This window comes from Lentilactobacillus kribbianus, from assembly GCF_013184075.1.
GTDB classification, from domain to species: domain Bacteria; phylum Bacillota; class Bacilli; order Lactobacillales; family Lactobacillaceae; genus Lentilactobacillus; species Lentilactobacillus kribbianus.
Window position 1 is genome coordinate 356,738 of the sequence record NZ_JABEQQ010000001.1, and the last position, 13,302, is coordinate 370,039.

6 protein-coding genes, 3 rRNA genes and 1 riboswitch are annotated in these 13,302 nt (G+C 42.7%); of the genes, 1 reads left to right on the forward strand and 8 read right to left on the reverse strand.

From position 1 onward, the window contains the following. Positions 1 to 33: 33 nt before the first annotated feature. The 4 genes from HII32_RS01990 to xylA all read right to left on the reverse strand — a co-directional run bounded on the left by HII32_RS01990 (position 34) and on the right by xylA (position 5,079). Positions 34 to 804 (reverse strand): (S)-acetoin forming diacetyl reductase, encoded by a 771-nt coding sequence (locus HII32_RS01990; RefSeq protein ID WP_172187788.1) that lies wholly within the window; start codon positions 802 to 804, stop codon positions 34 to 36. Positions 805 to 890: 86 nt separating this feature from the next. Then, positions 891 to 1,235: a hypothetical protein gene (locus tag HII32_RS01995; protein ID WP_172187790.1), complete on the reverse strand. Its 345-nt coding sequence runs from the start codon at positions 1,233 to 1,235 to the stop codon at positions 891 to 893. A 151-nt stretch (positions 1,236 to 1,386) separates the two neighbouring features. Then, a riboswitch (M-box (ykoK) riboswitch) is annotated at positions 1,387 to 1,554 on the forward strand. Between the two features lie 587 nt (positions 1,555 to 2,141). Next, positions 2,142 to 3,656 carry a xylulokinase gene (gene xylB / locus HII32_RS02000; RefSeq protein ID WP_172187792.1) on the reverse strand — a complete coding sequence of 505 codons (1,515 nt, stop codon included), beginning with the start codon at positions 3,654 to 3,656 and terminating at the stop codon, positions 2,142 to 2,144. A 73-nt stretch (positions 3,657 to 3,729) separates the two neighbouring features. Further along, on the reverse strand, positions 3,730 to 5,079 hold the full coding sequence (gene xylA, locus HII32_RS02005; protein ID WP_172187794.1) for a xylose isomerase: 1,350 nt from the start codon (positions 5,077 to 5,079) through the stop codon (positions 3,730 to 3,732). Between the two features lie 341 nt (positions 5,080 to 5,420). Between xylA and HII32_RS02010 the strand changes: the two genes are divergently transcribed. Beyond that, positions 5,421 to 6,827 carry a sugar porter family MFS transporter gene (locus HII32_RS02010; protein WP_172187796.1) on the forward strand — a complete coding sequence of 469 codons (1,407 nt, stop codon included), beginning with the start codon at positions 5,421 to 5,423 and terminating at the stop codon, positions 6,825 to 6,827. 85 nt (positions 6,828 to 6,912) lie between these two features. On the opposite strand, the gene HII32_RS02015 is transcribed toward HII32_RS02010, so the two are convergent. The 4 genes from HII32_RS02015 to HII32_RS02030 form a co-directional block, all read right to left on the reverse strand. Beyond that, entirely contained in the window at positions 6,913 to 8,091 is a 1,179-nt protein-coding gene (locus HII32_RS02015) for an ROK family protein (protein ID WP_172187798.1), read from the reverse strand. A 155-nt stretch (positions 8,092 to 8,246) separates the two neighbouring features. Next, positions 8,247 to 8,363 (reverse strand): 5S ribosomal RNA (gene rrf / locus HII32_RS02020). A 77-nt stretch (positions 8,364 to 8,440) separates the two neighbouring features. Next, positions 8,441 to 11,358: ribosomal RNA gene (locus tag HII32_RS02025) — 23S ribosomal RNA — on the reverse strand. Positions 11,359 to 11,599: 241 nt separating this feature from the next. Beyond that, positions 11,600 to 13,174: ribosomal RNA gene (locus tag HII32_RS02030) — 16S ribosomal RNA — on the reverse strand. The 16S, 23S and 5S rRNA genes sit together here, the layout of an rRNA operon. Positions 13,175 to 13,302 lie beyond the last annotated feature (128 nt).

Here is a 13,302-nt window from a genome sequence, read left to right on the forward strand (position 1 = left end):
AAGAACAATTTCATGCCTAGCAGCTAACCCATTTTAATGAAAGACCATCCCACCGTCAACCGTAATGGTTTGACCAGTAATATAATCCGAATCAGGACTAGCTAAAAAGCCAACTGCATTGGCAACATCTTCTGGTTCAGACAAACGTCCTAAGGTGATGTCTTTAGCAAAGGTTTGCATCCCCCATTCATCGTCTTTACCTGCATTTTTACCAACTTCATGGGCAATATCCATCATCATTGGCGTCCGCACAATTCCTGGAGCATATGCGTTAACGGTAATATCATCTACAGCTAATTCTCGCGCAGTTGTTTGAGTGATACCTCTAATCGCAAACTTAGTGGAACCATAAACTGTCAAGTTAGGGTTACCTACTTCACCAGCTTGTGAAGCAGCATTGATAATTTTACCGCCATGACCTAATTGTTTCATCGCAGCATGAGCGGCTTGAATACCCCAAACCACTCCACCGGTATTAATCATGGTAACTTTTTCTAATTGTTCAGGCGTAACCTCATCAATCGGTGTCGTTGGAGCAACTCCAGCATTATTAACCACTACATTTAAATCACCTAATTGTGATACGGTTTGGTCAACTGCTGCAAAAACCGCTTGCCGATCAGAAACATCCGCCGCTAGCGAAATACTAGTTCCACCGGCAGCTTTAATTGCTGCCGCCGTGTTCTTGGTATTTTCCTCAGTCAAATCAACTAAAGCAACCGCAAAACCATCATGAGCCAATCTCTTAGCAATTGCTGACCCAATTCCTTGGCCAGCACCCGTAACTAAAGCAACTTTACTCATAGCGTTAATCTCCTTAAAGTTATTTAATACTTAGCCATATTATTACAGCATCTATATTTTTATGCAACCGCTTTCTCTCACTAATTTTATTGCCCAGTCTGTAAGTTAGCTGCTGTTTCTTGATACCATTTTTCCCAATCACCGTTAGCTAAAGCACCATTTTGTTGATATCCGGGATTAACGGCAGCAATAATATCAATAAAATACTGCTTTAAATCAGCTAATAATAAAGCTTGCATTTGTTCTGGTTGATAAGCATTATTTTCAAAAATAAACTGGTTAATTTCAGCAACATAGTGATCCACTGGATATTGCGCTAAAATGTCTAGACTCCCATCGCGGTAATGGTTCAAATAAAATTCGATGAAGACCTGAACGGCCGTATCCGAAGCCTTTTGATCTAAATCAGTAATGGACAATTTGTCTGTCATAGTTAATCCTCCTTGAATTCTTCTAATTCTATTATTACACTTTTTACGGTGTTGGTTGAAAAAGATCTCCCAACTACGTGAAATATAATGACTGCAAACTAGTTTCTTGCATTTTAAGTTTTCTATTGTTATACTTATTATAGAAATGAATAGGACTAGCTGTTAGGTGAGGCTCCTATACAGAAAACGCTACTACTCAGAAACGTCGAAAGACGCCAATGAGTCAGCAGTTCTCGTCAAACTAAGGCTTGAACTAATGTAGCTGTTATCTTAGATAACTACGCTGTATAGTGCTAAAACTCAACGATTGGCTGCAAGTTTTTTTTAAAGTACTCAGCCAATTTTATGGCCGAGTACTTTTTCATTTCAAAAAAATTTCCCGGAGGTGAACCCTGATGACAGCTGAATTACAAGATCCTGGAGCGTCGTCTAAATATCAGTCTACCAAGGGAAAGTCGGTTGTGATCAACTCACCGGTTTAGTTAACCACTAGCCGTAGAAGTTATCTCAATTGATTTTCCCACCTAATTTAATTTTCAATTGGAGTTTTAGCAAATATCTCATTCTTCGTTGGCAGCTTTACTGTTGCCCGATCCACGAAGAAATTCCCGTATTCGTTGATTTACTAAAACTACCGGAAAGTCGATTGAGATAATTTCTCGGTGATTTTGCATCCCTCAAGAGGTTGACGCCTTGGGAGGCAATGGAGCAAATTGCTTCAATACGCTTCACCAGATAGGGAACTATTTGGGGAGACTTTATTTCATCGCAATTGAATTGATAAAATTGTAATCATGAGGAGCAAACCTCCAAGAAATTGCGGAAGCTTTTCTTGTATCTTGACTGCATTTTATCAACCAAAATATTATAAAAGACCTGACGTCAATAGTCGTCAGGTCTTTTTTGTTATTTAGTTTCCTGCTCGCGGCGGAAGTTAACTAAATCATGTGAAATTTCTTTGGTTTGATTGTAAATCTTGGCATACATTGCGTGTAGTTGTTTATATTTAGCAACATTATCTGGATTAGGTAAGAAAACATTAGAATATTCCACAAATTTAGCAGTACATTCATGAATGTCTTTAAACCAACCTAGTCCCACAGCGGCTAACATAGCGGCTCCTAAGCCAGGACCTTGTTCATTTTTAAGTGAAACTACCTTAGTGTTAAAGATATCAGCCTGAATTTGTTGCCACATAGCACTCTTGGCCCCACCACCGATAGAAACGACGGTATCAAACTTAGCTCCTTTAGCACGATAAATTTCCATAATATCTTCAAATGAGAAAGTAATCCCTTCTAAGACGGCCCGCACAAAATCCCCCTTATTATGAACACCATCAATACCGATGAAACTACCACGAATATCAGCATCAGCATAAGGTGCCCGTTCTCCAACAATGTATGGAGCAAAAAGCAAGCCATTAGCACCAACCGATGATTCGGCAGCACTATTTACGAAGCCATTAAAGTCTTCATCATCGCCAAAGGTCTTCTTAAACCAGCTCAATGAAAAGCCAGCGGCTAGTGTAACTCCCATTGAATAATAAGAATTTGGTACTGCATGATCTTCAAATTGTAACACGCCATTATAATTAGTCCGATCGTCATCTTCAAATTTCAAGACCACTCCAGAAGTTCCAATACTAGATAATACTTTATTAGGAGTATCAATCCCGGCGCCGACTGCACCACAAGCGTTGTCAGCTCCACCACCAAAAGTCTTGGTAGTCGTTGATAATCCGGAAAATTCAGCATATTTTTCGGTAACATTGCCGGTAAATTCAATTGATTCCACTAATGGTGGACACATTGAGGCGGGAATATCAAAGGCTTCTAAAATCGTTTGACTCCAGTCAGCTTTTTCAATATCTAGCATCACCGTTCCAGTAGCATCAGAGAAATCCATTGCCAACTTACCCGTCATTTTATAACGTAAGTAGTCTTTAGGAAGCAACATCGTTTGAGCTTTAGCAAAAATTTCTGGTTCATTTTCTTTCACCCAAAGTAACTTCGGCAACGTAAATCCTTCTAAAGGTCGGTTATGGGTGATATCAATAAATTCTTGCCCCATTTTAGCCATGATTTCTTCACACTGCTTAGTTGAACGGGTATCATTCCATAGCATTGCTGGTCGTAATACTTTACCATTTTCATCTAGTAACACCAGACCATGCATTTGCCCAGAATAACTAATGCCTTTAATTTCATCAACCCCAATGTGATCATTTAAAATTAACCGAACAATTGCTACCGTAGTACCATATACCCAATCTTCGGGATTTTGTTCAGCATAACCTGGTTGAGGTTGGTTTAAATCATAATCAAAACTTTCTTGAGCCGCAATGGTACCATCCGGGGTAACAGCCGAAACTTTAACCGAACTTGTTCCTAAATCGACTCCTAATGCATATTCACTCATATTTTTCACTCCTAATAATCAAAAAGTGATTGGCCCAATATGAACCAATCACTTCTCTTATTGATTAACGATATTAGTTATTACCCAAAGTATTAACGATGTAGTGGTTAATCGTGTCTTTTACTTGTTCCAAGTGATCTGAGTGAGTTGCAGCAATCAAATCAGCTTGCGGAATATCGATAGCATATTCTTCAAGAGTCTTGAAGTCAGCCTTGCCATTTTCAATATCAGCACCGATACCTGAATCAAAAGTTGAGTAACGGTTAGCAACTAAGTTTTCAAGGTATTTGTCTTCCTTCATCTTAGCAGCAACTCGTAAACCAGCAGCAAAGCTATCCATACCAACGATGTGGCCGTAGAATAAATCTTCAGCATCAAATGATGAACGACGTGGTTTAGCATCGAAGTTCAAACCACCCTTAGGTCCAATACTACCAGCTTCAAGAACTTCATACATAACTGCAGTAGTTTCGTATAAGTTTGAAGGATATTCATCAATATCCCAACCAATTAACTTGTCACCTTCATTGGCATCAAGTGAACCTAACATGTTAGCTTCACGAGCAACGCGAACTTCGTGTTGGTAAGTGTGACCAGCTAAGTTAGCATGGTTACCTTCTAAGTTAAGCTTGAAGTCTTTGTCCAAGTCATAATCTTTCAAGAAGTTCAAAGTAGTAGCAGCATCAAAGTCGTATTGGTGAGTCATTGGTTCTTTTGGTTTTGGTTCAAGTAACATTTGGCCATCGTAACCAATTTCATTAGCGTAGTCTTTAGCCATGTGGAAGAACTTAGCCAAATGTTCTTGTTCGCGCTTCATATCAGTGTTCCAAAGTGATTCGTAACCTTCACGACCACCCCAGAAGACGTAGTTTTGTGATCCAACTTGTTTAGCAATATCCAAGCTGTTTTTAAGTTGAGCAGCTGAATAAGCAAAAATGTCAGCAGATGGTGAACTAGCACCACCAGAAACGAAACGTGGGTTAGTAAATAAGCTTGAAGTGTTCCAAAGAACTTGCATGCCAGTTTCTTTTTGGTTAGCAACAATCTTATCAACAACTTTTTGCAGATTAGCGTTAGTTTCACGAAGTGTGTTTCCTTCAGGAGCCAAATCGCGATCATGGAATGCAAAGAATTGAACACCTAATTTTTGGTAGAATTCAAATGCATAATCAACTTTAGCTAAAGCCAATTCCATTGGATCAGTGTATTTGTCGTATGGACGATGAGCAGTACCATCACCAAATGGATCAACTAAGCGTTGGTCAAATGTGTGCCAGTAAGCAACTGAGTAACGCAACCAATCCTTCATCTTCTTGCCGGCGATTACTTCTTCTGGGTTGTAGTAGTGAAAACCTAAACCAGAACTTAAATCTGAATTGCCAACGTATTCAATCTTATTAATACCTTTCCATAAATCACTCATGTGTATGCCTCCGTATTATATGTTCGATTTCAATAGCATATAGTTTGTTTAAACAACCAACTTACAAATGCAAGTATAAATGCTAACCTAAAAATTTGCAAGCACTTTCATAAAAATATTCACAAAAGTTTTTCCCTACTATATTAAACACATTTAGAAATTGACGCTAAGGTAATTATGTAGCCATGCTCAACAATGCACTTTTTATTAAAATATTCTGAAAGCGCTTGCCTTTTTTCGAGATTAATTGTATCATTGTGCCATTAGATAAGTTTAGACAACCAACCAACTTATTTTATTGCTTTTGACATTATCTATATAATTCTATGAGGTGAATTTACATGCAAAATTCAAATAATCAAACTGCCCCAAAGAAGAAGCACCATGTTTCAGCCGCGTTTGTCTACTTTTTCGGTGCCTTAGGTGGACTATTATTCGGTTATGATACAGGAGTTATCTCCGGTGCCATTCTTTTCATTGAAAAACAACTTCACTTGAATGCTTGGCAACAAGGCTGGGTAGTTTCTGCCGTCCTATTGGGGGCGATTTTAGGTTCCGCCATTATTGGACCAATGTCTGATAAATACGGTCGACGTAAGCTAGTTCTTCTATCATCCGTCATCTTCTTTATCGGTGCGATCGGTTCCGCCTTTGCCCCAGAATTTTGGACGTTAATCATTTCTCGAGTAATCTTAGGGGTTGCCGTTGGGGCCGCTTCAGCATTGATTCCAACCTACTTGGCTGAATTATCACCAGCTGATAAGCGTGGTTCAATGTCTAGTTTATTCCAATTAATGGTTATGACCGGGATCTTACTAGCCTACATTACTAACTACACTTTCTCAGGAATGTACACTGGTTGGCGTTGGATGTTAGGTTTTGCCGCTCTTCCTTCAGCATTACTTTTCTTCGGTGCTTTGATTTTGCCAGAAAGTCCCCGTTTCCTTGTTAAAAAAGGTGACGTTGACGATGCTCGTAACGTTTTAACTACCATGAACAATGGTAATACTGCTATTGTTAACCAAGAATTAAAAGAAATTGAAGCTCAAGCTAACATTAAGAGTGGTGGCTTCAAAGAATTGTTTAGTAAATTAGTTCACCCAGCTTTAGTTATTGGGGTTGGTTTAGCTATCTTCCAACAAGTAATGGGATGTAACACTGTGCTTTACTACGCACCTACTATCTTTACTGACGTTGGTTTCGGGGTTTCTGCAGCCTTGATCGCGCATATTGGAATTGGGGTCTTTAACGTTATCGTAACTGCTGTAGCCGTTATGATCATGGATAAGATTGATCGTAAAAAGATGTTAATTGGTGGGGCCATTGGAATGGGTATTTCATTGGTTATCATGAGTATTTCAATGCACTTCTCTGGTGGTAGTACTTTAGCTGCTTGGATCTGTGTTCTTGCCCTTACTGTTTATATCGCCTTCTTCTCAGCAACTTGGGGTCCCGTTATGTGGGTTATGATTGGTGAAGTATTCCCACTTAATATTCGTGGTTTAGGAAACTCATTTGCCAGTGTTATTAACTGGAGTGCTAACATGGTTGTTTCATTAACTTTCCCACCATTGTTGAACTTCTTTGGTACTGGTAGTTTGTTCATTGGTTACGCTGTTTTATGTTTCGCATCCATCTGGTTTGTTCACAGTAAGGTATTTGAAACTAGAAACCGTTCCCTTGAAGAAATCGAAGCAACTTTACGCGAACGTTCCGGTGAAGTTAATGCTAAGGTAGAAACTGAATAATTTTAAAAGTCTCGTCATTGACGGGACTTTTTTTAGATCAAAAAAGGATCTCCTGCCATTAAATGATGACAAGAGATCCTTTTTGTTAGTAATTTAATTTATTTTCGTTGAAAAATTGTAATTCATAATCTCTTAATCCCAATACCTCATGGGTAATTAAGGAACAGGCCCCTAGCAAGGTAGCTCTATCCGCGTTATCAATTAAGAAAACCGTATAGTTATCGCCACCTAGGCTCTTAATTTTTTCTTCGATGGCATTTAACATTTCCGGCATCTCTTCGATTAAAGGCGAACTAATGAAGAACGATTGAGGATTAAATGACCGCCCTACGTTATAAATCAGTAAACCGATGGTATCAACGAAAACGTCTAAATGTTTGACGATAATGGGGTTACTTTTACGATACAGCCGCACTACATCGTTTCGGTACAATACCTCACCATATTCAGCGCTAATAGAATTAATAATGGCGTCTTCGGAGCAAATATCTTCAACTTTGACATTATGACCGTCCATATTGATTAAGCCTCGTCCAATTTCACCGGCTTCACCATCGGAACCTCGAAAAACACGTCGATTAATAATAATACCTGAACCTATCCCTTTATGAATACTAATTGTAATGGAATTATCGGTTAATTTATGTTGATCAAAATCACGCTCATATAAGGCCGTTACGTTCGATTCATTATCGATTAGGACATCAACCCCAGAAAAGGTTTGTTCGAGCTCAGAAACGATGTTTACCCCATCTAAATCCAAAAATGGTGAGTAAGTAACTTCTTTTTCTTTGACATCTACAATTCCGTGATAAGAAACGGCAATTCCCACTAAGCCATTATCAGATTCGATTTTGCGGCTAACATCTTTAATTAAATCAATAATGATGGTCATTATTTCATGAATATCTTTTTGAAAAATACGGATTTCACTAGCTTCAATAATATCACCATTTAAATAGTTAAACATATAGTGCAAGTTACGATAGGCAATGTCTAAGCTAACCGTAAAGCCGTAATGAGCGTTAATGCTTACCATAGTGGGTTTACGACCACCATTATTAGAAGCAGCTCCATCACCGCCCTCTTGAATAATATCTGTAGCCATGAGGTCATTATAGATAGACGATACCGTGGATTTATTAAGTTTTAGGTCACGTGCTATTTGAGCTCGTGAGGTACCACTATTATTAAAAATATTTTGTAAGACCAATTTACCATTTAACTGACGTAATTGGTTTTTTGAATCAAATAATCCATCCATGTTTTTTCTCCATTAATTAAATCGTTACAATCATTGGTAGTATTAATAATATCATGTTTTGAAGTAACATAACAGTTGATTAGTTTTGACAACAAACTTATTTTTAGACAAACAAAAAAAGCAACCTCATCACTGTGAGATTGCTTTTCACATTTGCGTGGCAACGTCCTACCCTCGCAGGGGGCGATCCCCCAACTACTCTTGGCGTGCAGAAGCTTAACTTCTGTGTTCGGCATGGGAACAGGTGTATCCTTCTGGCTATCGCCACCACACTTATGTTACTGAAAGAACTTCGTTCTCTCAAAACTAGCTAATATTAATTTCTGTATCTTTGAACACCATTTTCTACTTGGTTAAGTCCTCGACCGATTAGTATTGGTCCGCTCCACACATCACTGTGCTTCCACTTCCAACCTATCTACCTGATCATCTTTCAGGGGTCTTACTTCCATATAGGAATGGGAAATCTCATCTTGAGGCGAGTTTCATACTTAGATGCTTTCAGCATTTATCTCATCCATACATAGCTACCCAGCGATGCGCCTGGCGGCACAACTGGTACACCAGCGGTATGTCCATCCCGGTCCTCTCGTACTAAGGACAGCTCCTCTCAAATTTCCTGCGCCCGCGACGGATAGGGACCGAACTGTCTCACGACGTTCTGAACCCAGCTCGCGTACCGCTTTAATGGGCGAACAGCCCAACCCTTGGGACCGACTACAGCCCCAGGATGCGATGAGCCGACATCGAGGTGCCAAACCTCCCCGTCGATGTGGACTCTTGGGGGAGATAAGCCTGTTATCCCCAGGGTAGCTTTTATCCGTTGAGCGATGGCCCTTCCATACGGTACCACCGGATCACTAAGCCCGACTTTCGTCCCTGCTCGACCTGTCTGTCTCGCAGTCAAGCTCCCTTCTGCCTTTACACTCTACGAATGATTTCCAACCATTCTGAGGGAACCTTTGGGCGCCTCCGTTATTATTTGGGAGGCGACCGCCCCAGTCAAACTGCCCACCTGACACTGTCTCCCGCCACGCTTAGTGGCGCGGGTTAGAGTGTTCACACAGCGAGGGTCGTATCCCACTAACGCCTCCACCGAAACTAGCGTTCCGGTTTCTACGGCTCCGACCTATTCTGTACAAGCTATGCCAACACCCAATATCAAGCTACAGTAAAGCTCCATGGGGTCTTTCCGTCCTGTCGCGGGTAACCTGCTTCTTCACAGGTATCTTAATTTCACCGAGTCTCTCGTTGAGACAGTGCCCAGATCGTTACGCCTTTCGTGCGGGTCGGAACTTACCCGACAAGGAATTTCGCTACCTTAGGACCGTTATAGTTACGGCCGCCGTTTACTGGGGCTTCATTTCTGGGCTTCGCCGAAGCTAACTCATCCACTTAACCTTCCAGCACCGGGCAGGCGTCAGCCCCTATACGTCATCTTACGATTTTGCAGAAACCTGTGTTTTTGATAAACAGTCGCCTGGGCCTTTTCACTGCGGCTGATCTTGCGATCAGCACCCCTTCTCCCGAAGTTACGGGGTCATTTTGCCGAGTTCCTTAACGAGAGTTCACTCGCTCACCTTAGGATTCTCTCCTCGACTACCTGTGTCGGTTTGCGGTACGGGTAGTAGTTAATTCGCTAGAAGCTTTTCTCGGCAGTGTGACGTCAGTCGCTTCCCTACTAAATTTCGGTCCTCATCACTACTTGTCAACACGTAAGTAAGCCTTTCACTCCCTTACTGACTTATAGCTTGAACGCACATTTCCAATCGTGCGCACAACTTAGCCTCCTGCGTCCCTCCATCACTCAAACATCAACTACTAGTACAGGAATCTCAACCTGTTATCCATCGCCTACGCCTCTCGGCCTCGGCTTAGGTCCCGACTAACCCTGGGAGGACGAGCCTTCCCCAGGAAACCTTAGTCATTCGGTGGATCAGATTCTCACTGATCTTTCGCTACTCATACCGGCATTCTCACTTCTAAGCGCTCCACCAGTCCTTACGGTCTGACTTCTTCGCCCTTAGAACGCTCTCCTATCACTTGACCATAGGTCAAGTCCACAATCTCGGTAATATGCTTAGCCCCGGTAAATTTTCGGCGCAGAATCACTCGACTAGTGAGCTATTACGCACTCTTTAAATGGTGGCTGCTTCTGAGCCAACATCCTAGTTGTCTATGCAACTCCACTTCCTTTTCCACTTAGCATATATTTAGGGACCTTAATTGGTGGTCTGGGCTGTTCCCCTTTCGACGATGGATCTTATCACTCACCGTCTGACTCCCGGACATAAATCAATGGTATTCGGAGTTTATCTGAACTTAGTAACCCATGACGGGCCCCTTGTCCAAACAGTGGCTCTACCTCCATGATTCTAATTCCGAGGCTAGCCCTAAAGCTATTTCGGAGAGAACCAGCTATCTCCAAGTTCGTTTGGAATTTCACCGCTACCCACACCTCATCCCAGCACTTTTCAACGTACACGGGTTCGGTCCTCCAGTGCGTTTTACCGCACCTTCAACCTGGACATGGGTAGATCACCTGGTTTCGGGTCTACAGCTACATACTTAAACGCCCATTTCAGACTCGCTTTCGCTACGGCTCCGGCTTTTCACCTTAACCTTGCATGCAACCGTAACTCGCCGGTTCATTCTACAAAAGGCACGCTATCACCCGTTAATGGGCTCTAACTGCTTGTAGGCACATGGTTTCAGGAACTGTTTCACTCCCCTCCCGGGGTGCTTTTCACCTTTCCCTCACGGTACTGGTTCACTATCGGTCACTAGGGAGTATTTAGCCTTGGGAGATGGTCCTCCCGGATTCCGACGGAGTTTCACGTGTTCCGCCGTACTCAGGATCCTGAACTGAGAGATATCGATTTCATCTACGGGGCTATCACCCTGTCTCGCTGACCTTCCCAGATCATTCAATTATCAATATCTTTGGTAACTCAAATGTTCAGTCCTACAACCCCAACAAGCAAGCTCGTTGGTTTGGGCTGTTCCCCGTTCGCTCGCCGCTACTGAGGGAATCGAATTTTCTTTCTCTTCCTGTGGGTACTGAGATGTTTCAGTTCCCCACGTCTACCTCTAATCAGCTATGTATTCACTGAAAAGTAACAATCGACTAAGATTGCTGGGTTTCCCCATTCGGAAATCTCCGGATCAAAGCTTACGTACAGCTCCCCGAAGCATATCGGTGTTAGTCCCGTCCTTCATCGGCTCCTAGTGCCAAGGCATCCACCATGCGCCCTTGATAACTTAACCTCACAGCACTTTCGTGCTGCGTTAAAGTTATTGAGTATTGCGATACTTCTTTTAAAAAACTCAATTTAATACGCGGTGTTCTCGGTTGAAATTATATTTAAAATATAATTCACTACAGAAATTAATATTATCTAGTTTTCAAAGAACCAAGTCAAAGTACCAATGTACTTTGGGTTTGAGGGTAGACCCCTCAAAACTAAACAAAACTTCGATTAATGTGCTGGCTTCCTTTATTCCTTAGAAAGGAGGTGATCCAGCCGCAGGTTCTCCTACGGCTACCTTGTTACGACTTCACCCTAATCATCTGTCCCACCTTAGACGGCTGGCTCCTAAAAGGTTACCCCACCGGCTTTGGGTGTTACAAACTCTCATGGTGTGACGGGCGGTGTGTACAAGGCCCGGGAACGTATTCACCGTGGCATGCTGATCCACGATTACTAGCGATTCCGACTTCATGCAGGCGAGTTGCAGCCTGCAATCCGAACTGAGAACGGCTTTAAGAGATTAGCTTGACCTCGCGGTTTCGCGACTCGTTGTACCGTCCATTGTAGCACGTGTGTAGCCCAGGTCATAAGGGGCATGAGGACTTGACGTCATCCCCACCTTCCTCCGGTTTGTCACCGGCAGTCTTGCTAGAGTGCCCAACTAAATGCTGGCAACTAACAATAAGGGTTGCGCTCGTTGCGGGACTTAACCCAACATCTCACGACACGAGCTGACGACAGCCATGCACCACCTGTCATTCTGTCCCCGAAGGGAACGTCTTATCTCTAAGATTGGCAGAAGATGTCAAGACCTGGTAAGGTTCTTCGCGTTGCATCGAATTAAACCACATGCTCCACCGCTTGTGCGGGCCCCCGTCAATTCCTTTGAGTTTCAACCTTGCGGTCGTACTCCCCAGGCGGAGTGCTTAATGCGTTAGCTGCGGCACTGAAGGGCGGAAACCCTCCAACACCTAGCACTCATCGTTTACGGCATGGACTACCAGGGTATCTAATCCTGTTCGCTACCCATGCTTTCGAGCCTCAGCGTCAGTTACAGACCAGACAGCCGCCTTCGCCACTGGTGTTCTTCCATATATCTACGCATTTCACCGCTACACATGGAGTTCCACTGTCCTTTTCTGCACTCAAGCCTCCCAGTTTCCGATGCTCTTCTCCGGTTAAGCCGAAGGCTTTCACATCAGACTTAAGAAACCGCCTGCGCTCTCTTTACGCCCAATAAATCCGGACAACGCTTGCCACCTACGTATTACCGCGGCTGCTGGCACGTAGTTAGCCGTGGCTTTCTGGTTGAATACCGTCACTGGATGAACAGTTACTCTCACCCACGTTCTTCTTCAACAACAGAGTTTTACGAGCCGAAACCCTTCTTCACTCACGCGGCGTTGCTCCATCAGACTTTCGTCCATTGTGGAAGATTCCCTACTGCTGCCTCCCGTAGGAGTTTGGGCCGTGTCTCAGTCCCAATGTGGCCGATTACCCTCTCAGGTCGGCTACGTATCATTGCCTTGGTGAGCCGTTACCTCACCAACTAGCTAATACGCCGCGGGTCCATCCATAAGTGATAGCCGAAACCATCTTTCAAACTCAAACCATGCGGTTTGAGTTGTTATACGGTATTAGCACCTGTTTCCAAGTGTTATCCCCTGCTTATGGGCAGGTTACCCACGTGTTACTCACCAGTTCGCCACTCGTCTCAATGTGAAATCTCTTTGGTGCAAGCACCGCCAATCATTCACCAAGACGCGTTCGACTTGCATGTATTAGGCACGCCGCCAGCGTTCGTCCTGAGCCAGGATCAAACTCTCAGTTTTAAACTGAGCTGTTTGTAAGCTCATTATTTTTTGATTCATTTACTAGCGAATTGACTTCGCAAATGTTTTGGTCTTGATTTAAAATCAAGACGCCCAGCACATTTGTTTAATCGAAATTTTGTTCAGTT

Coding starts and splice junctions, on each gene's coding strand:
- xylB (WP_172187792.1), bottom strand. CDS start 3,656: ATGAGTGAATATGCATTAGGAGTCGATTTAGGAACAAGTTCGGTTAAA.
- HII32_RS02015 (WP_172187798.1), bottom strand. CDS start 8,091: ATGGATGGATTATTTGATTCAAAAAACCAATTACGTCAGTTAAATGGT.
- xylA (WP_172187794.1), bottom strand. CDS start 5,079: ATGAGTGATTTATGGAAAGGTATTAATAAGATTGAATACGTTGGCAAT.
- HII32_RS01995 (WP_172187790.1), bottom strand. CDS start 1,235: ATGACAGACAAATTGTCCATTACTGATTTAGATCAAAAGGCTTCGGAT.
- HII32_RS01990 (WP_172187788.1), bottom strand. CDS start 804: ATGAGTAAAGTTGCTTTAGTTACGGGTGCTGGCCAAGGAATTGGGTCA.
- HII32_RS02010 (WP_172187796.1), top strand. CDS start 5,421: ATGCAAAATTCAAATAATCAAACTGCCCCAAAGAAGAAGCACCATGTT.